General features: G+C 62.2%; 14 protein-coding genes. 8 read left to right on the top strand and 6 right to left on the bottom strand.

The window, feature by feature from the left end; genetic code table 11:
• The first annotated feature begins 2 nt into the window (after positions 1-2).
• The 5 genes from pheT (at position 3) to AB0P14_RS00155 (ending at position 5979) form a co-directional block, all read left to right on the top strand.
• Complete coding sequence (gene pheT / locus AB0P14_RS00175) at positions 3-2546, top strand: phenylalanine--tRNA ligase subunit beta (protein WP_363836403.1); 2544 nt, start codon at positions 3-5, stop codon at positions 2544-2546.
• Positions 2547-2931: 385 nt separating this feature from the next.
• Positions 2932-3495, top strand: a complete 564-nt coding sequence (locus AB0P14_RS00170; RefSeq protein WP_363836401.1) for a CGNR zinc finger domain-containing protein — start codon at positions 2932-2934, stop codon at positions 3493-3495.
• Between the two features lie 9 nt (positions 3496-3504).
• On the top strand, positions 3505-4473 hold the full coding sequence (locus tag AB0P14_RS00165; RefSeq protein WP_363836400.1) for an alpha/beta fold hydrolase: 969 nt from the start codon (positions 3505-3507) through the stop codon (positions 4471-4473).
• Between the two features lie 130 nt (positions 4474-4603).
• Positions 4604-4960, top strand: coding sequence for a GntR family transcriptional regulator (locus tag AB0P14_RS00160; protein WP_363836398.1), 357 nt, complete (start codon positions 4604-4606; stop codon positions 4958-4960).
• The gene (locus AB0P14_RS00155) at positions 4957-5979 is read left to right on the top strand and encodes a DUF1648 domain-containing protein (protein ID WP_363836396.1); all 1023 of its coding nucleotides are present in this window, start codon (positions 4957-4959) and stop codon (positions 5977-5979) included. The genes AB0P14_RS00160 and AB0P14_RS00155 overlap by 4 nt, the downstream gene beginning before the upstream one ends.
• 60 nt (positions 5980-6039) lie before the next feature.
• Here AB0P14_RS00155 and AB0P14_RS00150 read toward each other — a convergent pair whose 3' ends face one another.
• Both AB0P14_RS00150 and ppk2 read right to left on the bottom strand, forming a co-directional pair.
• Positions 6040-6522: a hypothetical protein gene (locus AB0P14_RS00150; protein ID WP_363836395.1), complete on the bottom strand. Its 483-nt coding sequence runs from the start codon at positions 6520-6522 to the stop codon at positions 6040-6042.
• Between the two features lie 126 nt (positions 6523-6648).
• Positions 6649-7533 carry a polyphosphate kinase 2 gene (gene ppk2, locus AB0P14_RS00145; protein ID WP_363836393.1) on the bottom strand — a complete coding sequence of 295 codons (885 nt, stop codon included), beginning with the start codon at positions 7531-7533 and terminating at the stop codon, positions 6649-6651.
• Between the two features lie 55 nt (positions 7534-7588).
• Here ppk2 and AB0P14_RS00140 point away from each other — a divergent pair, with 55 nt between their 5' ends.
• Positions 7589-8296 carry a 4'-phosphopantetheinyl transferase superfamily protein gene (locus AB0P14_RS00140; protein ID WP_363836392.1) on the top strand — a complete coding sequence of 236 codons (708 nt, stop codon included), beginning with the start codon at positions 7589-7591 and terminating at the stop codon, positions 8294-8296.
• Here the strand turns inward: AB0P14_RS00140 and AB0P14_RS00135 are convergent.
• From AB0P14_RS00135 to AB0P14_RS00120, 4 genes are all read right to left on the bottom strand, one after another.
• Entirely contained in the window at positions 8293-9708 is a 1416-nt protein-coding gene (locus AB0P14_RS00135) for a M1 family metallopeptidase (protein ID WP_363836390.1), read from the bottom strand. The two genes, AB0P14_RS00140 and AB0P14_RS00135, sit on opposite strands and share 4 nt — an antisense overlap.
• Complete coding sequence (locus tag AB0P14_RS00130) at positions 9701-13585, bottom strand: Pls/PosA family non-ribosomal peptide synthetase (protein WP_363838074.1); 3885 nt, start codon at positions 13583-13585, stop codon at positions 9701-9703. The genes AB0P14_RS00135 and AB0P14_RS00130 overlap by 8 nt, the downstream gene beginning before the upstream one ends.
• Positions 13586-13769: 184 nt before the next feature.
• On the bottom strand, positions 13770-14468 hold the full coding sequence (locus AB0P14_RS00125; protein ID WP_363836388.1) for a hypothetical protein: 699 nt from the start codon (positions 14466-14468) through the stop codon (positions 13770-13772).
• Between the two features lie 36 nt (positions 14469-14504).
• Positions 14505-14735, bottom strand: coding sequence for a hypothetical protein (locus AB0P14_RS00120; protein ID WP_363836387.1), 231 nt, complete (start codon positions 14733-14735; stop codon positions 14505-14507).
• Positions 14736-14822: 87 nt separating this feature from the next.
• Between AB0P14_RS00120 and soxR the strand changes: the two genes are divergently transcribed.
• Positions 14823-15308, top strand: a complete 486-nt coding sequence (gene soxR, locus AB0P14_RS00115) for a redox-sensitive transcriptional activator SoxR (protein ID WP_363836385.1) — start codon at positions 14823-14825, stop codon at positions 15306-15308.
• Positions 15309-15990: 682 nt separating this feature from the next.
• On the top strand, positions 15991-22047 hold the full coding sequence (gene pulA, locus AB0P14_RS00110) for a pullulanase-type alpha-1,6-glucosidase (protein WP_363836383.1): 6057 nt from the start codon (positions 15991-15993) through the stop codon (positions 22045-22047).
• The last annotated feature ends 44 nt before the right edge of the window (positions 22048-22091 follow it).

Genomic DNA, 22091 nt, shown 5'->3' with positions numbered 1-22091 from the left:
AAGTGCGTATTCCACTGACTTGGCTGCGCGAATACGCGCAGGTACCGGCTGGCGCAACAGCCGAAGACGTAATGACCGACCTCGTCAAGGTCGGTTTTGAAGAAGAAGATGTGCACCGTCCCCTCGATGAGATCAGCGGCCCCATTGTGGTGGGCCAGGTCCTGACGAAGGAGCCGGAGGCTCAGACGAACGGCAAAACCATCAACTGGTGCACCGTCCGCGTGGTGCCCGAAGGTAGCACCCAGGCGCTGGACATTGACGGCATTGACCCCTCCGGCGTGCAGGGCATTGTCTGTGGTGCGCACAACTTCGAGGTGGGGGACAAGGTTGTTGTCACCCTGCCCGGAGCCGTGCTGCCCGGAGACTTCCGCATCACCCCGCGGAAGACTTACGGTCACGTTTCAGCTGGCATGATCGCCTCCGTGCGTGAGCTCGGCATAGGCGAGGATCACGACGGCATCCTGGTGCTCTCCACCCTGGGCCTTGACCCGGAACTGGGCACCGACGCCCTCGCCCTGCTGGGCTTGGACGATGAAGCCGCCGAAATTAACGTCACCCCGGACCGTGGCTACGCGTTCAGTATCCGCGGCGTTGCCCGCGAATACGCGCATGCCACGGACAGTGTGTTCACGGATCCGGCGTCGCTGGTTTCGGTGACCGCTTCCACGGGCGAAGGCCACCCCGTCGTCATTGCCGACGAGGCACCCATCTACGGCAAGCCCGGCTGCGACCGCTTTGTGGCCCGCACCGTCAGCGGAATTAACGCGGCTGCGCCAACTCCGCCGTGGATGTCATCGCGTTTGCGCCTGGCCGGGATTCGCTCCATTTCCCTGCCCGTGGATATCTCCAACTACGTCATGTTGGAACTGGGTCAGCCGCTGCACTTCTACGACGCTGACAAGCTCGACGGCGCCATCACGGTTCGCCGGGCCGCCGCTGGCGAAACGCTGAAGACCCTCGATGGCAAGGTGCGCAAGCTCGACGCCGAGGACCTCCTGATCACCGATGCCTCCGGCGCCATTGGCGTTGCAGGCGTCATGGGCGGGGCCTCCACCGAGGTCACTTCCGGCACCAGCACGGTGCTGATTGAGGCTGCGCATTTCGAGGAGATATCCATTGCTCGCTCGCGCCGCCGGCACAAGCTGCCCTCCGAAGCGTCAAAGCGCTTCGAGCGCGGCGTTGACCCCTTGGTGGCTGACATTGCTGCCCAGCGCGCCGTCAACTTGTTGGTTGAGCTGGCCGGTGGCACAGAAGAAGCCACCGCCACCGACGTCAACACCGTGGAGGCTTCCGCTCCCGTGTTCCTGCCGTCGGGTTACACCTCGGCCCGCATTGGCATCGAGTTCACCCAGTCCCAGATCATGGGATCGTTGTCTGATCTTGGCGCGGACGTGGAAAAGGTCGACGGCGGATATTCCGTCACAGCCCCTTCTTGGCGCCACGACCTGGTCACCAAGGATGACCTGACGGAGGAAGTGGCCCGCTTGGTGGGTTACGAGCTGATTCCGTCCACGCTTCCCACGGCACCTCCGGGTCGCGGCTATTCGCGCGCGCAGCAGCAACGCCGCCGCGTGGTGCAGGCCCTGGCCGATTCCGGTTTGACCGAGATCCTGGCCTACCCGTTCGTGTCCAAGGCGTCCAACGACACCTTCGGTGTGGCCGAAGCCGGATCTGCCCGTCCTGCAGTAAAGCTGGCCAACCCGCTCAGCGAGGAGTTCGGATTCCTGCGGACATCCGTACTGCCGGGCCTGATTGAGATTGCCAAGCGCAACCACTCGCGCGGTTTCCACGACCTGGCGCTGTTCGAATCCGGGCTGGTGTTCCTGCCGTCCGATTCCATGGGTACGGCATCGATCCCGCCGCTCGGTGTGAAACCATCGGAGGAGGTTTTGGATGCCCTGTATGAGGGCATTCCGGACCAGCCCCTCACCATGGCGGCCATCTTTACTGGCAAGGATTCCCCGGCTGCACCTGCGCACGCCCCGCGTGCGTGGGACTGGGCCGACGCTATTGACGCCGCCCGCTTGGTGGCCGATGTGGTGGGTGTGGAACTGCTCGTTTCGCAGGGCTCCCACCAGGCCTTCCACCCGGGCCGTGCTGCCAAGCTTTCGCTGCGCACTGGCGAGGTTGTTGGCTACGCCGGCGAACTGCACCCGAAGCTGCTGAGCGAGTTGAACATGCCAGCTCGCTCAGTCGCCATGGAAATCAACGCCCAGAAGGTCTTTGCCGCTGCGGCTGACGTCATCGTGGCCAAACCGATCTCCACCTTCCCGGTGGCCACGCAGGACGTTGCGTTGGTTGTTCCTACAGAGATTGCTGCCGCCACCGTGCTGGAGACCCTGCGCGAAGGCGCCGGCGAACTGCTCGAAGACGTGACGCTGTTTGATGAGTACCAGGGCACCGGGATTCCCGAAGGCCGCAAGTCATTAGCCTTCGGCCTGCGCTTCCGTGCCGCAGATCGCACCCTGACCTCCGATGAGGCATCGGCAGCGAGGGCATCCGCCGTCGAGCTTGCAGCGGAAAGGTTTGGCGCCACCCAGCGCTAAGCCCTACCTGCTCACCAGCGTCGTCCCACCGCCGGCTCACCATAAATGCGCCCGTCCCCCATAAATGCGCCCCGTAGAACGGGCGCATTTATGGGGGACGGGCGCATTTTTCAATCCGGATGGCGTTCGCAGCACGTGCGGGTGCTTCAGCGTTTGCTTGTGGTGGTATGTACGAGTAAAGACTGCTGCGGATGAAGGGCAACAAGCTCGATCTGGCGGGTTCCGCAGCCGGCAGCGCATTTCATATAGTTCACCTGTCCCTGAGAGGTCGAGTGGCTCGATTCAAGCTCCCACACGTGGTGGTGCTGGGACGAGTTGGTGGTGGACGTGGGGTCATTGAGTGCAGTAGATAGGGTCATGCATTCCACTACGTTGTAATGGTCTTATGCATCTCAACCCTTACGGCGAGTATGCGGTTCTGCTCGCTGGATCGCTCGCCAATGACTTCCCCGCGGATCGTACTGGCATTTTCGAGCGGACACGTGATTTCGGCATGACCATGAGTTTCACGCAAAGGCATGATGACCATGCATTGGTCCGCAAGGTGATTGATGACTGGCTGAACGTGGTTGATGCCCCTGATGATTCGGCACGGGCAGCATTACTCAACGCTCACATGGCCGCCGCGAGCGCCTATCCCCGCCTGACCGACCACGATGGTGAAGGCTGGCACCTGCATTACCGGGATGAGAGTCAGACCTTGCCTCATGTTTTGCATGCGGTCATCAGTGTGGGGACGGCCCTGCATCTGAGTACCCGGGGCATGAATCGCCTGTCGCGCTGCGCGGCCGGGCAGGCGCCGGGGGACCCGTGTACCGCTGTGGTTGTTGATGTAACTCGAAACGGGCGTCAGCAATATTGTTCAGTGCGCTGCAATAACCGCGCTGCAGTGCGTCGGCACCGGGCCCGCTCCGGGTCTTCCGCAGCACGTTGGGCTCCTGGAGCATAGTGTGGGGAGATGGCTGAAGAGAACCTGCCCAGCGAGTACGGCTGGCTGCCCCGCGACAACGCCAAGATCTACTGGGAATCCAGCGGAAACCCCGAGGGTGTGCCCGTCCTCTATCTGCACGGCGGGCCCGGTGGATCCCTAGGCAAGGGCGGGTACCGCAGGCGCCACGATGCGGCAAAGTTCCGTACCATCGGCGTCGACCAGCGTGGTTGCGGAAAAAGCACGCCCACCGTTCAGGACGATCTGCTTCATTTGGTGGACAACACTACGGCGACGCTGATCCAAGACATCGAAGCGGTGCGTGCGCATCTGGACATCGAACAGTGGATTGTGACAGGTATTTCTTGGGGAAGTACCCTAGCCTTGGCCTATGCGCTGGAACATCCTGACCGCGTCCTGGGCATTGCTCTCATGGCCGTCACCACTACGAACCGTGATGAGGTTGATTGGATTACCGAAGGTGTGGGCCGGATTTTCCCGGAGGCCTGGCATGAGTTCGCCGCGGCTTCAGGAGCGCTGCCGGGGGAGCGCGTGGTGGAAGCTTACGCGCGCAGGCTAGCCGGCAAGGACCGGGAGGACGCTCGGGTGGCCGCGATGGATTGGGATCGCTGGGAGGCGTGGCACATTTCATTTAGCTCCTACTGGCAGCCGGGGCCCATGTTCAACGACGAACGTTTGCGCATGACCTTCGCGCTCCTGGTCACGCACTATTGGTCGAGCGATGCATTTCTTACTGGCGAAAAGGAGATCATTCCTCGAATCCATCAGCTCAACGGGATTCCGGGTCATCTCATTCATGGCCGACGCGACGTCAGCGGACCCGCCATCACGCCGTGGAAACTTCACCAACAGTGGAGCACCAGCAAGCTAACAATTGTGGAGGAGGAGGGCCACGGTGGCCCGCAATCTGTCGCTGCACTCATCGCCGCCGTCGAAGAGATCAAGGCCGGACTCGAAGAAGCGGCATCGCAAAGGTGACGTCCAGTGGTGGCTCACGTTGCTGACAGGGCTCGTGAAATTGGCCTCGTGAGAAAAATGGCCAAGACACCGCCGCAGACAACCCCCAGCCAGTTTGAAGCGTTCGCATTGTTCTACTAGTATTGCAAACATGTTATTTCGTGTTGACGCGGCCTCGACACTCTCGCTGGCCGATCAGATAGCTGTTCAGGTGCGTACCGGCGTGGTCGATGGAAGCCTAGTGCCGGGTGAGCGCCTGCCACCGGCCCGTGACCTGGCCACTGCCTTGCACATCAATATGCACACAGTGCTGCGCGCCTACAAGCAGTTGCGCGACGAAGGCATCATTGAGATGCGCCAAGGGCGCGGCGCGTTTGTGTCCCTGGACGCCGGTCCCGGATTGCTTCGTCTCACGGAAATGGCACAACAATTATTGGCTGAAGCACGGAAACTGGGGATGACCCAGCAGGACCTTGTGCGCATTATTGGGGGAGTTGCAAAAGCATGACCGAAGTACAGCAAAGGACCAGCGCCACCCGGCGCATCGCCGCTGGATTGGTGGGACTGATACCGCTGGGCGCCGTGGGTGCAACGTGGCTAGCATGGCACGACAGGCTGCCGGCGGAACTGGCCTCGCACTGGTCGGGCACCGGCGAACCCGATGGCTTCATGTCCACGGGGGCGGCCCTCACTCTTGGTTTGCTCTTGACAGGAATCCCGGCAGTGATCGGCCTCATCGCGGCAGTCATTTCCAGCCTGCGCCCGGCCCTATTGCGGGGCATCCTGGGATTCGCCGGCATGGTCTCCGGAATGGGTGCCGGCACATGGCTCATCTCAGCCGGCCTCACACTGCAAGCCGGCAGCGCCGAGAAGGCAGTGCTCGGTTGGTGGCTCGCGGCACTCATCGTCTCATTCCTCTTCGGAGCCTTGCCTTACTTCATCGCCCCGAAACCGAAATTCACTACCACAATGCACGAAACGCGACTCCAGCTTGGCGCCAACGAATCTGGCGCCTGGTCAAGAACCATCACCTCAAAAGTGCTGCTGTGGTTGCCGGTTGCGCTGCTCGCCGTCACCGCAATCATGTTCATCCCCGCCTTCACCGAAGGCGATCTGTCCGCCGTCTGGATGGGCGGCGGCACCATGCTCGCCAGCATTGTGGTCCTCGCACTCATCGCCCACATGCAAGTGACTGTCGACTGGCGTGGCCTGCGCATCGTTTCCACCCTGGGCCGCATCCCGCTCAAGCGCATCCGCCTCGAGGACATTGCTGCCGTCGAGGTCACCGAGATCCGTCCCTCCGAGTGGGGTGGCTGGGGATACCGGGTCATGGCCGGCCGCTCAGCCGTCGTCATGGGTGCCGGTCCCGGACTCATCGTCACTACCGCGGCCGACAAGCAATTCGCCGTCACCGTTGCCGATCCGGCCACCGCGGCTAGCCTTTTGCTCGCCTTGCGTGACCGGATGGACGACGGCGGCACTCACCACGCCGGATCCGCCCAGACCGTTGAGGCACAGCTTGGGTGACGGGCCGGCCGGGAGCGGACATGGTTCGCAGCCGGCTCGAGAGTTCTGCCCTAAGAAGGGCTAGCCGCGGTTTTCCCGTCGCGCCTGGCGCTGCAGGCCACGCAACGTTGTTGGGGGTGCTGCATACTCCACACGCCACACCTTGACGGCACAACTCGTGACAGTCACTAGGGCAATCGTCGACAGCAACCACATCCCAAAGCCGCCAATGTCACCAGCTGCTCCTTGGGCGCTCCCGTAGGACATCAACAATCCACTGGTCACAACAGCACATGCTGCGAAGAACACGCTGGCAATGGATAGCCAACGAAAGGCCCGGTTTCGCTTCAGCAAGCCTTTGGGTGCCGCCGCGATGAGGGCCAAGGGAGCAGCTACGGCGAACGTAGCTGCTGCGATGAAGGCGGGCACATACGTAGCATCTGTGAGAGGCAAATAGATGCCGCAGACACCACACAGCACGGCCAAGACAACCAAGACAACCAAGACAATCGGGATCGCTTGGCGTCCGGACTTCTGTGACTTGTCGACCCAATCCAATTCCATGTGAACCCCCAGGTTTCGATGTGCATCACCGTAGGCACTTTTTCAAGTGTCGGATGAATGCACAGCATAACCCGTGGGCGGAGTCGGCCTCGAGCCGGGCCGGCGTGAGAACCGGAGAGTCGGAGGCTAGAACTCCTCGCCCTCGCCCACCACATCTGAGGCCGGGCCTACGATGTGTGGATCCGGCACACCCACCAGTTCATGGTCCTTGCCCGTGTAGTCAAACAAGTTCAGCACATGACGCATGGCCTCGAGCCGTGCCCGCTTCTTGTCATTAGATTTCACTACGGTCCAAGGCGCATGGCGGGTGTCCGTCCGCTTGAACATGCGCTCCTTGGCCGCAGTGTAGCCGTCCCATTTATCCAGCGAGGCCAGGTCCATGGGGGAGAGCTTCCACTGCCGCACAGGGTCCACCTGACGGATGATGAAACGCGTGCGTTGCTCGGCCTGCGTGACCGAGAACCAGAACTTAATGACCGTCATGCCGTCATTGACCAGCATGCGTTCAAACTGCGGTGCTTGGCGGATGAACTCGTCATATTGTTCCTTGGTGCAAAAGCCCATGACGCGCTCCACGCCCGTGCGGTTGTACCAAGAGCGATCAAACAACACCATCTCCCCGGCACTGGGCAGATGGGCCACATACCGCTGGAAGTACCACTGGGTTGACTCGCGCGCACTGGGCTTCTCCAGTGCCACCACACGGGTTCCGCGAGGGTTCAAATGTTCGGTGAAGCGCTTAATGGTCCCACCCTTGCCGGCGGCATCGCGTCCTTCGAACAGAATCACCACCCTGCGCCCGGTAGCCTTGATCCATTGCTGCAACTTCAATAGTTCAATTTGTAGCAACCGTTTTTGAGCATCGTAGACGTCCCGTTCCATCCGGGAGTCATAGGGGTAACCGTCGCGCCACGTATCCACGGGAGATCCGTCAGGGGCTAACAAGACGGGATCGTCGTCGTCGTTGTCTATAACGGTAAAACCAGTGAAGTTCGGAGCAGGTTCAGTCATGACTCGAGCCTAAAGTGACAGGAAATACCCAAGGTGAACAGAGGATGGAATTAGGGTGAACGCACACAGTGGCGCCGGTCTCATGCGTAGCCAGATTAGGGTGCGAGGCTTCGAGCTGGCAGCCGTGGATTCGGGCTTGTTCGGGTTGCTGGATGAGGCTGAACTGGCTCGCGCCGAAGCCATCGTGCAACCGACCACGCGCCGTGACTTTCTGGCCGGGCGTGTGGTGCAGCGGCTCATGGCCGCCGAGGTGTTGGCCGTCGCTCCGCACGACCTCATGATCGCTTATGCCTGCCCCGAATGTGGACCGAATCCTGTGCCCAGCCATGGCCGGCCTGGCTACTTGCTGCGCGGTAAAGCAGCAGCGGCGCTGTCGATCAGTTTGTCGCGCAGCCATGGCTGGGCGTTGGTGGCCACGTTGCCTGCCGCAGGCGTGTCTCTAGGAGTTGATGTCCAGCACATTGCCCAGGTGGGCTTTGCCGGGTTCGACGACGTAGCGCTCAGTCCTGCGGAAAAGTCCACGTTGGCCCGGGTCGCCCCTGCAGCGCGGGAGGCGTGGCGGGCCAGTGTCTGGGCGCGCAAGGAAGCCTTGGCCAAATGTTCCGGTCTGGGATTGCGCACTGAGCCGGCCCACATCCCCGCCTTCCCGGAACCTGAGCTCGGGGAAGGCGGGGTGAACACCGAGGTGTGGGAGCTGGTGCCCGAGGATGTCGGCTTGCCGGAAGGGTTCGCTGCTGCCGTGGCAGTGCGCAGCAGTCTTTAGTGCCCGGGCATCGGCGGCAGTGGCTTTGTGAAAAGCCACGGGGTGAGAATGTCCGCTGCCGAGAATCCCGAAACATTGGCGCAGACCTCATCGGCTAGGGCCACAAATGCGGCCGTGGACACGGAACTGTGGCGGTTCTCGGCTACCCAGCGCTGCAGTAGGGCGAAGAAGTTGGCATCCCCGGCCCTCAGCCGGATGGCCGCCAAGGCGAGGGCCCCGCGCTTGTACACCGCGTCATCAAACATCATCTCAGGACCCGGGTCACAGACTGTCAAAGCGACCGGATCGGTAGTGAGCTTGGCGTGAGCCTGTGTTGCACGTTCGGCCACTGTCATCGATCCGCTCTCTTCAGACCAGAGCCATTCCGCGTAGCAGGCGAAGCCTTCGTGGAGCCAAATGTCGCGCCACGATGCCAAGGTCAGCGAGTTGCCGAACCACTGGTGTGAGAGCTCATGGGCAATGAGTCTCTGTGCTTCCCATGTCCTATTCATGTGATTGCTGCCCAGAATGGACAACGACTGTGCCTCGAGCGGGATCTCAAGCGCATCCTCAGTGACCACTACGGTGTAGGCGTCAAAGGGATAAGGGCCGAAGGCTTGGATGAAAACATCCACCATTTCCCGCTGCCGGGATAGTGCGGTGGCCGCCTTGGATTGGAGCTTTTTGGGCACGGCTACCGTGATGGGCAGCTGTGTTTGGCTAGGAGTCGCCGGCAGTGCCAGCAGCTGGTACGCGCCGATCTGCACGGTGGCCAGATAGGTGGCCATGGGGGCCGTTTGTTCATAAACCCAGGTTTCGCGGCTGGATTTTCGGGTGTGAGAAACGAGCGACCCATTGCACACGGCCGTGTAATCGGCATCGGTGGTGACGCTAAAGCGGTAACTGGCCTTGTCATCGGGCCGGTCGTTGCATGGGAACCACGTCGGTGCGCCGGTGGGCTGGCCGGCGACCAATACGCCGTCGTCCAATTCTTCCCACCCCACCTCGCCCCACTCACCGTCGTCAGGGGCGGGAAAACCGCTGTAGCGGATGTCCATGGTGAACTTGGCACCGGCGTCGAGGGGTTCAGGCAACTGCAGCACCAGTTTGCCCTGCGGCTGGGAATACTTGAGTATCCGGGTACCGTTCACGGAAGCCTTGTCCATGCCTAAGCCGGTCAGGTCAAGCTCCACCTGGGTCAGCGGTACCAAGGCGTGGGCCGTGATGGTGGCCCGGCCCTGCAACTGGTTCCCCGCCAGCCGGACTTGAAGCTGCAGATCGTAGTGTTCCACCGCGTAGTGGGTGCTGCCGTGCAGAGGGATGTACGGGTCCGGAGCTGCAGCGGTATTCGCATCTGCAATATCAAGGGTGCGGGTGCGGTGGAGAAATCTCATGCTGTGCTGGGTGTCCACATCGATTGAAGGCTTAGGCACGGTCCGAGAACTCCGGTCCCTTCCAGGGGCTGATGGGGTTGCCCATCCAGTAGCTGCTGGCAGGAACGGATTCACCGCGCATGACAAGGGAAGCCGGGCCCACGGTGCCGCTGGTGCCGATACTTGCGGCTGGCAGGATCACACCGTGCGGACCCATGGTGGCTCCCGCTTCTAGCGTAACGGTATCGATGGCCATGACCCGGTCATGGAAGAGGTGGGTTTGGATGACACAGCCGCGGTTGATCGTGGAGCTTTCGCCGAGAGTGACCAGATCAGCCTCGGGCAACCAGTAACTTTCACACCAGGTGCCGTGCCCAATTTTGGCGCCGAGTGCACGCAACCACCACACCATGGCGGGGGTGCCTACGGCAGCGCGACCAAACCACGGCGCACTGACCATTTCAATGAAGGTGTCCACTACTTCATTGCGCCAGATGAAGGAGCTCCATAGCGGGTGCTCGCCGGCCTTGATGCGGCCCACCATGAGCCATTTTGCTGTCACCGAACTGCCGGCTGCGACGGCGCCGGCCACCATGAGCACCATGCCACTGACTGCGGCGGGCACCCAGTAGCTGCTGGCCTGAGCGAGCGCATCGAGGGCCACAAGCACTGCCGCTGCGATGGCTACGGAAAGAATCATGGGCACAATCCGGCAGCATTCCCACAGGGCGCGGGCAATTTTGAGCCGCAGTGGTGGGTTGAACGTCAGGGACTTGTCGGTCTGCACATTGGTGCGGCGCAGGCGAACCGGAGGGCTGCCCAGCCATGAGGTTCCGGCCTTGGCCTTGGACGGGGCTGCCGAAAGCACTGCCACCAGCGAGTTGCGGGGCAAGGTGCGCCCGGCAGCGGCCATGCCCGAGTTGCCCAGGAAGGAACGCTTGCCCACCTTGGCTGGGGCAATGTGAATGTAGCCGCCACCCAACTCGTAGGAGGCAATCATGGTGTCATCGGCCAGGAATGCGCCGGCACCAATGGTGGTCATCTTCGGCAGCAGAAGCACTGTCGAGGCCTCCACGTTCTTACCCACCTTGGCACCCAATAGCCGGAGCCACACGGGTGTGAACAGGCTCGAATAAATCGGGAACAGGAGATCCCGAGCCATATCCAGGACACGCTCGGTGGCCCAGACCTGCCAGCCGATCCGGCTGCGGACGGGGTAGTGCCCTTCGCGCAGGCCGATCCCCAAGAGGCGCACAGTGGCCAGGATCAGCACCAGCAGGGTCAGGAACCAGGCAAGGGCCGCCACCGGCACCGACCAGAGCAGCGTGGGGACCGCCGATGAAAGTGACTGCTGTCCGTTGACGGCCACCAGCACAATCCAAACGGCGACGGCAGCTGCAGCAAACGGAATTAAGGACAGGAATGCTGAAGCGCCGGCAAACGGCAGTTCGCGCCGCCAGGTGGCTGGTGTGGGCAGCTCGGGCCACGAGTACTTGGCCTTACCTGTCCGCTCGGCCGGGGAGCCGGAGACCGTGACGCCGGGCTTGACCTTGCCGCGGACGGCGGATCCCGGTGCAACGTGCGCGCCTGCGCCGATGCGGGCACCCGGCATGAGCGTGCTGCGGGCGCCAACCACGGCGCCAGCTCCGATGGAGATCTCACCAATGTGGACCCAGTCACCGTCGATCCACCAGCCGGACAGATCCACTTCGGGTTCAACCGAGCAGCCCTCCGCCAGGCGCAGCAACCCGGTGACCGGCGGCACTGAATGCAGGTCCACGTTCCGGCCCATCTTAACGCCGAGGGCACGGGCGTAATACGGCACCCACGGGGCACTGGCCAGCGTAACGGCGCCAGTCATGTCGGCAATTTGTTCGGCCAGCCACAGCCGCAGGTGCACCTTGCCGGCTCTGGGGTAGCTGCCCGGCCCTACTCCACGGAGCAGGATGCGGGCGGCCGCCACCGAGATCCCCATGCGCCCCCAGGGTGAAACAAAGACCACCCAGGAGGCCGCCACCCACCACCAGGAAACCGTGGGAGCCCCAGGCAGCAGGCCCTGCCAGGCCGCGAAGTTGTTTAATGCCATCAGGTAGGTGAGCCAGCGCATACCCACCAAAACATGCAGCGGAACACCCATGAGTGTTTGGAACACCTGGGATTTTCGCTGGGTACGGCCCACGGTGCGGTTCACGAGTTCGATCGGGCCCCCGCTCGGCACGGAGCCCAGTGCTAATTCCAGCAGGGCGCCGATCCGTGGGTGTGAATACACGTCGGCCACGGTAATGCGCGGGTAGCGCTGCCGCAGCGCCGAGACCAGCTGGGCGGCGGCGAGGCTGCCGCCGCCGCTGGCAAAGAAGTCGGTATCGAGGGAGGCAGGGGCTCCGCCCAACACAGCCTGCCATTGATCCAGCACCCACTGGGCCTCCGGGCCGAGCGTATCGGTGAGGGATTCGCCGTCGTCCGTGGCTTGTTCCAGCGGCCAGGGCAGGGCCTTGCGGTCCACTTTTCCACTGATTTTTGTGGGCAGGGAATCGGTGAAGGTGAGCAGCGGAATCAGGGCTGCCGGGAGTGACTCGGCAAGGACGGCACGCAGCGCGGCGGCATCGGGTGCGATCGTTGCTGCTGCCGGGACCAGATAACCCACCAGCAGCTGGCTGCCGCCTGCCGTGTCCTGTACCGCGGCTGCTGCGCCAGAAATGCCGGGCAACGCCTGCAGAGCTGCATCGATCTCGCCCAGCTCAATGCGCCGTCCGCCCAGCTTGACCTGGTCGTCGGCGCGGCCCATGAAGATCAGGCCCTCGCTTTCCAACCGCACCAAGTCGCCGCTACGGTAGGCACGGTCCCAGCCAAAGGCGGGCATGGGCGCATATTTCTCGGCATCCTTGGCAGGGTCGAGATAACGTGCCAGCCCTACTCCGGCAATGATCAATTCGCCCACTTCGCCCTCGGCGACGGGCTCGCCGGCGGCATTCACCACGGCCAGGTCCCAGCCGTTGAGCGGCAAACCAATGCGGACCGGGCCTTCTCCGCCCAAGGGGGCGGCGCAGGCAACAACAGTCGCCTCGGTGGGGCCGTACGTGTTCCAGACCTCGCGGCCCTTGACAGCCAGGCGGGTGGCGAGTTCCGGCGGGCAGGCTTCGCCGCCAAAAATGAGCAGGCGGACGGACTCCAAGGCTTCCGCAGGCCAAAGGGCGGCCAGCGTGGGCACGGTGGAGACGACGGTGATGCCATGGGAGATCAACCACGGTCCCAGGTCCATGCCGGAACGGACCAACGATCGCGGCGCAGGAACCAAGGCGGCGCCGTAGCGCCAGGCCAGCCACATCTCTTCACAGGAGGCATCGAAGGCCACGGATAGGCCGGCAAGGACCCGGTCATCGGGGCCAATAGGCTCGGACTGTAGGAAGATGCTGGCCTCGGCATCGACGAAGGCGGCCGCGGAGCGGTTGCTGACGGCCACGCCCTTCGGAGTGCCGGTGGAACCGGAGGTGAAGATGATCCAGGCGTCGTCCGTGGGAAGTGGTTCGCGAGGATGTGGGAACGGTGCAGGGCGTTCGCCGAAGAGCTGCAGTTCCTTGCCGGTCAACGGATCGCCCAGAACTGCAGCTACCTGGGCTTCGCCAAAGACCAGGGCGGCGCGTTCCTCCGGATCGTCGGCATCGACGGGCACGTAGGCGGCCCCGATCGAGATGATGGCCAAAATGGCCAGGTAGAGCGTGGAGGTGCCCGAGGGGATGCGCACGCCAATTCGGTCGCCGCTGCCCAGACCTGCCCGGGTCAATTCGGCGGCCCGCAGGTGCACCGCCTTCACGAGCTCGTCGTAACTGAGGGCTTTGACGCCGTCGTCCAAGGCTGTGGCATCGGGGTGGAGCCGCGCCGACTCCTGCACTATGTTCCACAGCGTCCGGGGATCTGGAGCCAACTCACTGCCGGGCATTTGGGCGGCGAATTCGGCTGCCGGTTGTACGGAAGGTTCAACGGAGGCTTCAATGGCGGGAGTTGCGGGGATATTCAATGAGGCAGGGTTCACTGCCTTACCGTGCACCATCAAGATGAACAACAGTTGAATAGAAGGCGAAAAGTTACGCCATGTCGCTCCTGCCAGGACCCCGCGTCAACGTCTATGCGCTGACGATCGAGATGCTGGAGCTGAGATTCACCCGAGATTTCCTCGCCGGTGATTCGATCTGATCACTTGATTCGGTCTGAACGGTGAGGGGCCCGCGGGCCGGCTTGGATACTTTGTTGGGGAACCAGAACCGGTCCTGCTGCACAACGATCAGGAGACCATCGTGGCTTCCCATTGAGGCGAAGGTGCTGGAGAGATCGTAAAAGTTGGGGATGGCCATCTCTTCGGACAGCGTCGCCACGGTGTCCAGCACGTTTTCCACGCCAATTCCAACCTCACTAATGGATAACATGCGTGGGTTTTTGCCCTTGCTGGAGATCGTGGACGCATCAGCGTCGCGGGCGATGAACTCCAAGATGATGTCTTCCGGGCCCAAAAAATACAGGGATCGGGACTTCCACTCATCCGAACCGAGGATGATCTCCGAACCGTCGGCCTGGAGGAGGGGGACGCGACAGGCCAGCCATTCGTGGGCCATGTCAAACTCTGACGGCAGGATTCCGAAGGCGAGGTGATGGGCGCCGTCAAATCCATCCCCGGTGGTAAGTGTCAGTCGGCTTGAGCCAATGGTGACCTCCGCGCTGGCCGGAGTCGCTTTGACCGGCAGCAGCAGGATGTCGCGGTAGAACTGTACCGCTTTGGTGAGGTCGCGGACGGTGATGGCTACGTCGATGATTTTCATTCTTGACATGCTTTCTCTTGGAAGTGGGTTCGATGTCTTTGTCGCTCAGATGATTCTGGAGCCAAAACTTCCGGCCAACAGGTACTGGGGTGATTCGTGTGGACGGGGGATGCCCGCTGTGCGGCTCGGGTCCCTTTCCTTGCGGAGCTGTTTCCTCAGGAGTCGCAGTCGTTGGCGACGTTCTCGGGCGGGGTTTGGAAGGTGCGCTGCAGTTTGGCCTGGATCCCCACTATCGGGGGCTTCACGTTGTTCGGTGTAGAAGAGTGCAGCGGTCATGGTGTTCCTTGGGTTCGACGGCGTATGCACCATGGAACTAGCTAAAGCTAGCTTGAGGTCAAGCTGGCCGTATGCAAGCATGGGCACATGACAGCCACCGCATCCAAGAGCCTGCTGCCCATCGGTGAAATTGCCAGCAGGTCAGGGCTGTCGGTACCCACCGTGAGGTATTACGAATCCCGCAACCTCATCACCTCCGAACGAACCGCCGGCAACAAGCGCCTCTTTCGCCGCTACACCTTGCGTCGCTTGGCAGTCATTGCCGCCGGACAACGAGTGGGCCTCACCCTGGCCGAGATTGCAGAGGCACTGGCCGAACTCCCTGCCGACAAGGCCCCGACCCAGGATGATTGGCATCAGCTCAGCACCCATTGGGCGCAACTGGTCGCACGACGAATCCGCCAGCTGGAAAAACTTCAAGGATCCCTCGATGACTGCATCGGCTGCGGCTGCCTCTCCCTCAAGAAGTGCCACCTCTTCAATCCGCAGGACGAGGCCGCATCCGAAGGCCCGGGTTCGCGCTGGATTCGAAAGAGCTTGAAAGACAACGACGGAGAGGCTTCGGGCGGCTGAACGCCGACCCCGGCCGATATTGAAGTGGTGAGTCTGCACGGGAGGATGTCCCGTGCAAGGTTTTCGTTGCTCGGCCAAGCGTTGTGCAGACATTCGCCGGAGTCGTCGTTGCGGCCAATCACCTCAGAGCTGGGTCCCCACTAACCGAAATCAATGGAGCGATCAGTGGAGCGGCCGAGAAAAGTGGTCACCCTGGGTTCAGGTGCCAGGTGACCATTCCACGCGCCTTTGTTTTTGCGCGCCTATCCTGTTGAACTCACCTTTGTTGAATGTGTTGAAGAGGTGCGCCGGGTTGAGGCGCTGCACCCCGCGCGTACCTGCGGATTGAGCAGGAAGCCGTCGCGGACCAAGCGTTTTACAGCCCCAGGACGACCTTGTCTGTGGTGAGGGTCCCCGAGGTCAGGCGTACCAGCAGTGATACTGGTGACCCTGGCCAGTGGGAAGCCCCCGCCGAGCCGGGCCAACATCCCCGGGTGCGCAGCGTCGCAAGGGAACCGTCGAAGTATTCCTATCTCAATGCCACTATTTTGTAAACGCTTCCAGTATGAATTAACATAATTGTCCGATTGGTTAGGCAATTTCAGGTGATTTAATGGAAACGCTTGCAATTGCGGTTCCAGCGCTGCTAGTGTCACAGGCATTGCCTTGCGCCCTGTGCGCCACATCACCATTGGAGTCAAAGATGACAGAATATTTGCGCGCCCGACGATCGCTTGCCCTGGCGATCTCGGGCGCTTTGGCGGCGGCAGCCTTGCTGGCGCCTGCATTTACCATTGCCACAGCCACTGGAGCCGATGCGGCGGACGGCCGCGTGTTCACCTTGGTGGGTGACTTGCAGGACGAACTTGGTTGCGCTGCTGACTGGGCAGTGGATTGCCCGGAGACTTTACTGACAGAGACCGGCACCGCCGGCGTTTATGCAGCGGACTTCACGCTGCCGGGAGGTTCCTTCAACTACAAGGTCGCCGTGAACAAGTCATGGGATGAGGCCTACGGGCACGGCGGGGAGAACATTCCGCTGGCGCTTGCGGGGGAGAGTCGGATCCGGGTCACTTTTGATGACACCACCAAACGAATTGGTGTGCAGCCGCTTGAGCTGCGCGGAGACTACAGTGACGCGGACGATGCGCTTATCGAGGCTCCCGTCCGCCAAGCCGGTTCCGACGAAAATTTCTACTTTGTGATGACAGACCGTTTCGATAATGGCGACACCTCAAACGACGAGGCAGGCATCGCTGGCGGCCGCCTGGAAAGTGGTTACGATCCGAGCGACAAGGGCTTCTACAACGGCGGCGACATCGCCGGCCTGCGCAACAGGCTCGACTACATCGAAGGTCTGGGCACCACCGCCATCTGGCTGACGCCGAGCTTCAAGAACCAGCCCGTGCAGGGCGAAGGGGCGGACGCCTCGGCCGGCTACCACGGCTACTGGGTGACTGACTTTACCCAAATCGACCCACACCTTGGCACGAACGACGAACTCTCCGCACTCATCGACGAGGCGCACGCCAAGGGCATCAAGGTCTACTTCGACATCATCACCAACCACACGGCCGATGTCATCGCCAACGAACAAAACCAGTACACCTACCAGGAAAAGAAAGATGCGCCCTACAAGGACGCGGCCGGAGTGCCCTTCGACCCCGCAGACTTCGCCGGCACTGACACCTTCCCCGATCTCGACGCGGCCACCAGCTTCCCGTACACGCCGAAAGTCCAGGACGCGGACAAAAACCTCAAGGTTCCGGCGTGGCTGAACGACACGACGCTGTACCACAACCGAGGCGACTCCATCTGGTCGGGTGAGTCTGAAACGTACGGCGATTTCAGCGGTCTCGACGACCTCATGACCGAACACCCGAAGGTGGTCGACGGTTTTGTCGAGGTGTTCCAGGACTGGGTTGATTTCGGCATCGACGGTTTCCGCATCGACACCGTCAAGCACGTCAACCTTGAATTCTGGCAGAAGTGGACTACCGGCGTGCTCGACTACGCCCACGAACAGGGCAAGGAGGACTTCTTCATGTTTGGCGAGGTTTACAGCGCCGACCAGAAGATCCTGTCCCCGTACGTGCGCAAGACTGACATGAACTCGGTTCTCGACTTTGCCTTCCAGGACGGAGCGGTAGGCTATGCCACCGGCAACTCCGCGCGCGGACTGCAAACGCTGTTTGCCGGGGACGACTATTTCACGACGACGACGAGCTCACCGAGTGCGCTGCCGACCTTCCTCGGCAACCACGACATGGGCCGGATCGGCTACTTCGCGAACAACACCGCCAACCCCCTGGAACGTGACGAACTCGCCCACGAGCTGCTCTACCTCACCCGCGGCCAACCGGTCATCTACTACGGCGACGAGCAGGGCTTCGCCGGCGAGGGCGACGGAAAAGACAAGAACTCGCGCCAGAGCCTCTTCGGCACGCAGGTGGCCGAATATGCAGAGCAGAAGCTCGTCACAGGCGCAACCATTGGCACCGCCGACCGCTTCGACACGGAGGCGCCCCTCTACAAACACATTGCGGCATTGGCCAAGCTGCGTGCCGACCACCCCGCCTTGGCACAGGGCGCACAGATCCAGCGTTATGCAGAGGACGGCGCAGGCATTTATGCGTTCTCCCGCGTTGATCGTGAAGAAAAGGTCGAATACCTCGTTGCCTTGAACAACGCCACCGAGGAAAAGTCCGTTGAGCTGGCCACGCTGACCCAGGGCGCCGACTTCGCCCCGCTCTACGGAACGACGTCGGCCGTCTCCAGCGATGCCGCAGGTGCCACCACCATCACCGTGCCCGCCATGAGTGCTGTTGTGTACCGCGCCGAGAAGGGCGTCACGGCACCCGCAGCCGCCACCGAGATCACACTGACGCTCCCGGCCGCGGGTGCTGCACTCACCGGAAGCACCGCAGTGAGCGCAAGCATCGAGCCGGACTCCTGGGCCGAGACGAGCTTTGCCTACCGCGTTGTGGGTGGAGCGGAATGGCAGCCGCTCGGCACCGCGGAAAGCACTTCGCCGCGGGTGTTCCACGACAGCGAATCACTTCCGGCCGGCACGCTGGTTGAGTACCGCGCGGTGACGACGGATGCCGCAGGCAACCACAGCGCCGCCTCAACGTATGGCTCCGCAGGATTCGCCGTGACCACAGAGGAGGTCGAGGCCCCTGAGCCCGAGATCAATATGGTCTCAGTGCCCGGCAGTCACAACGTTGCCATGGGCTGTGCCGCCGATTGGCAGCCGGCCTGTGAAACGGCAAAGCTCACCAAGAACGAGGACGGCATATACACCGGCGCCTTCGAGCTGCCGGCAGGGACCTACGAGTACAAGGTCGCCATCAACGGCAGCTGGGATCTCGCCTACGGCTCCGGCGGCGACTCCAGCGGTGAGGCGAAAAACCTGAGCTACACGCACGACGGCGGACCGGTCACCTTCTATTGGAATCCCGTCACGAAGGTCGCCCAAAACAGTTCGCAGGCACCAATCGTCACGCTTGCCGGTGATTTTCAGGCGCAGCTCGGCTGCAGCGAAGACTGGAAGCCGGCCTGCTTTGCAACCTCCATGCACGACAGCGACGGCGACGGCGTGTACGAGTTCTCGACCGACAGGCTCGCAGCTGGCAACTACTCCGTCAAAACCACGCACGGCCTTGGCTGGGACGAAAACTACGGCGTTGGCGGCACTCCCGGCGGCGAGAACCTTGCGTTCTCTGCCAGCACCGGCAAGCAAATCAACTTCCGCTACACCCTAGCAACGCACATCCTCGAGATCGACGTTGCCGATCCGCCGCTCGCTGGTCTCGGCACGCTGCAGGCCAAGTGGGTCGATGAAAACACCCTCGCCTGGCCGGCAGCACTGCTCGGCTCGGCCAATCCTACGGATGCGTCCTGGCAGCTGTTCCACTCGGCATCTGCCGCACTGAAAGTTGCAGATGGAGCCGTCTCCGGTGGCGACGCCGTTGACCTCAAACACGATTCCGCAGGATTCACGGCTGAGCAGCTGGCAACATTTCCGGCACTGAAGACCGGTTACATCGTGCTGCGCCCTGCAGCCTTGGATCGGGTGAAAACGGCAGGACTCCTGAAGGGACAGCTGCAAATCGCCCAGACAACTGACGGTGCACTGAGCGCCTACACCGGCGTGCAGCTCCCAGGAGTCCTGGACAGTCTGTACGCCGGGTCCCTAGCCGGGCGCACACTTGGAATCAAGTGGAATGCAGATAGCCCCAGCTTTACCTTGTGGGCGCCCACCGCCCAGCAGGCAACACTGCTGACATGGCCCACGGACGGCTCGGGAGAGCCGGTACGCACAGCCGCAACTTGGGATGCCGCCGCCGGGACATGGACGGCCGCACCCACAGGGATCGCGGAGAACGCCCCTTATCTTTGGGAGGTCAACGTCTACGCCCATTCGACGGGCAAGATCGAAACAAACCAGGTAACGGACCCATACTCGATCGCCCTGACGACGAACTCGTCCCGTTCGATCGCCGTCGACCTCGATTCGCCTGCCTGGGCGCCCGAACAGTGGGCCACGACGGCCGCGCCGGTCATCGAAAAGCAAGTTGACCGGTCCATCTACGAGCTACACGTGCGTGACTTCTCGATTGGCGACACCACCGTGCCGGAAGAGGAGCGCGGCACCTACCGCGCCTTCACCCGCGACAGCGCCGGAACTGCCCAGCTCCGGGAACTTGCAGCAGCAGGCATCAACACTGTGCACCTCCTGCCCACCTTTGACCTTGCCACGATTGAGGAGAACCGCGCAGCCCAGAAGACTCCGGACTGCGACCTCGCCTCGTTCGGTGCCGGATCCGAAGAACAGCAGGCCTGCACCGGTGCCGTCGCCGATCAAGACGGCTACAACTGGGGCTACGACCCGTTCCATTTCCAGGCTCCTGAAGGTTCCTACGCCGTTGACCCGGAGGGCGGGGCCCGCGTCGCCGAATTCCGTGAAATGGTCGGTGCCCTGCACGCAACCGGCCTGCAGGTTGTGCTTGACCAGGTGTACAACCACACTGCGGCATCCGGACAGGCCGGCACCTCGGTGCTGGACAAGCTGGTTCCCGGCTACTACCAGCGGCTCAACGCCGAGGGCAAGGTTGAAACCTCCACCTGTTGCGAGAACGTGGCAACTGAGCACAAGGCCGCCGAAAAGCTCATGGTCGATTCGGTGGTTCTCTGGGCCCGTGAATACAAGGTCGACGGTTTCCGCTTCGACCTCATGGGGCACCACTCCAAGGCGAACATGCTGGCAGTGCGTGCGGCCCTCGACGAGCTGACCCTCGAGAAAGACGGGGTCGATGGCAAATCCGTCCTGCTGTACGGCGAAGGCTGGAACTTCGGAGAGGTAGCCGACAATGCACTCTTCGAGCAGGCCAGCCAGGGCCAATTGGCTGGAACATCGATTGGCACGTTCAGTGACCGGCTGCGCGATGCCGTTCATGGTGGCAGCCCGGTGGCAGGTGAGACCAAGTTCCAACAAGGATTCGGAACCGGCCTTGCCACGGATCCCAACGGTTCCGAGATCAACGGAACACAGGAACAGGCACTTGCCGAACTCAAGCACCAGAGCGACCTGGTCAAGCTTGGCCTGGCCGGAAATCTCGCCGAGTACAGTCTGACCACATCCGACGGCACCGTGGCGAAGGGGTCCGAACTCGATTACCGGGGTTCGCCGGCCGGCTACGCCAGCCAGCCCGATGAAATCATCAGCTACGTTGACGCCCACGACAACGAGACCCTCTTCGACATCGGTATGCTCAAGCTGCCCGCCGATACGACGATGGCCGACCGTGTGCGTATGAATACCCTGTCGCTCGCGACCGCAACATTGTCCCAGACGCCGTCGTTCTGGCATGCCGGAACGGAGCTGTTGCGTTCCAAGTCATTGGACCGCAACAGCTACAACTCCGGTGACTGGTTCAACCGCATCGACTGGACAGGCCAGGAGTCAACCTTTGGCTCGGGCTTGCCGCCGAAGGCAGACAACGGAGATCATTGGGCAGCGATGAAGCCCTTGTTGGAGAATTCTGCCAACAAGCCCCAACCAGCCGACATCTCGGCTGCGGAAGCAGGCGCGCTCGATTTGTTGCGGCTGCGTTCCTCGATCGAGCTGCTGCGATTGGGCTCGGCCGAACTCATCTCGCAAAAGGTGTCGTTCCCGGGCAGCGGAACACAGGCAACACCCGGAGTCATCGTGATGAGCATTGACGACCTTGTCGGTGCGGACGCGGATCCCGCACTTGATGGCGCACTCGTAGTATTCAATGCCAGCACTGAAACCGTCAGCCAGACAGTTGGCAACCTCGCGGGCCGGGACTACGCACTCTCGTCGGTGCAGTTGAACGGGCTCGACCCCGTCGTCAAGCAGACGGGTTGGGATGCCACGAGCGGAACCGTGAGCGTCCCCGCACGCACCGTCGCCGTTCTTGTGAACCCGGCGGACGTGGAGCCATCCGAACCCGGGAACCCCGACCCTGGCACCGACCCGAGTGCCCCGGCGACTGACACGCCCCCAACAGGCACACCGCCAACGGGCACGCCCGCAACGGACACTCCCACGACAGTCCCTCCGTCGGTGACGCCCGCCAGCCCTGTAGCGACTGGCAGCTCAACCGCGGCGGCCAAAGACGATCTCGCCAGCACCGGTGCCAGAAACACGATGCTGGCTGGAATCGCCGTCCTGATGCTGCTGGCCGGGATGACGGTGTTCACTGTGGCTCGTAGACGGAAGGCGGGCCACTAACCGCAGAAAAATAGCGCTGCAACGGCAGCAACAAAAGCCTTCGG

The sequence above is a fragment of the Specibacter sp. NPDC078709 genome (genome assembly GCF_040686795.1).
In the GTDB taxonomy this organism is placed as follows: domain Bacteria; phylum Actinomycetota; class Actinomycetes; order Actinomycetales; family Micrococcaceae; genus Specibacter.
Note: the sequence above shows the minus strand (reverse complement) of the source record. Positions and strands in the feature narration are given on the sequence as shown.

Excerpts from the sequence above, each read along its gene's own strand:
- AB0P14_RS00170 (WP_363836401.1), top strand. The coding sequence starts at position 2,932 with ATGCATCTCAACCCTTACGGCGAGTATGCGGTTCTGCTCGCTGGATCG.
- AB0P14_RS00165 (WP_363836400.1), top strand. The coding sequence starts at position 3,505 with ATGGCTGAAGAGAACCTGCCCAGCGAGTACGGCTGGCTGCCCCGCGAC.
- AB0P14_RS00160 (WP_363836398.1), top strand. The coding sequence starts at position 4,604 with ATGTTATTTCGTGTTGACGCGGCCTCGACACTCTCGCTGGCCGATCAG.
- AB0P14_RS00155 (WP_363836396.1), top strand. The coding sequence starts at position 4,957 with ATGACCGAAGTACAGCAAAGGACCAGCGCCACCCGGCGCATCGCCGCT.
- AB0P14_RS00150 (WP_363836395.1), bottom strand. The coding sequence starts at position 6,522 with ATGGAATTGGATTGGGTCGACAAGTCACAGAAGTCCGGACGCCAAGCG.
- ppk2 (WP_363836393.1), bottom strand. The coding sequence starts at position 7,533 with ATGACTGAACCTGCTCCGAACTTCACTGGTTTTACCGTTATAGACAAC.
- AB0P14_RS00130 (WP_363838074.1), bottom strand. The coding sequence starts at position 13,585 with ATGCCCGGCAGTGAGTTGGCTCCAGATCCCCGGACGCTGTGGAACATA.
- AB0P14_RS00125 (WP_363836388.1), bottom strand. The coding sequence starts at position 14,468 with ATGTCAAGAATGAAAATCATCGACGTAGCCATCACCGTCCGCGACCTC.
- AB0P14_RS00120 (WP_363836387.1), bottom strand. The coding sequence starts at position 14,735 with ATGACCGCTGCACTCTTCTACACCGAACAACGTGAAGCCCCCGATAGT.
- soxR (WP_363836385.1), top strand. The coding sequence starts at position 14,823 with ATGACAGCCACCGCATCCAAGAGCCTGCTGCCCATCGGTGAAATTGCC.
- pulA (WP_363836383.1), top strand. The coding sequence starts at position 15,991 with ATGACAGAATATTTGCGCGCCCGACGATCGCTTGCCCTGGCGATCTCG.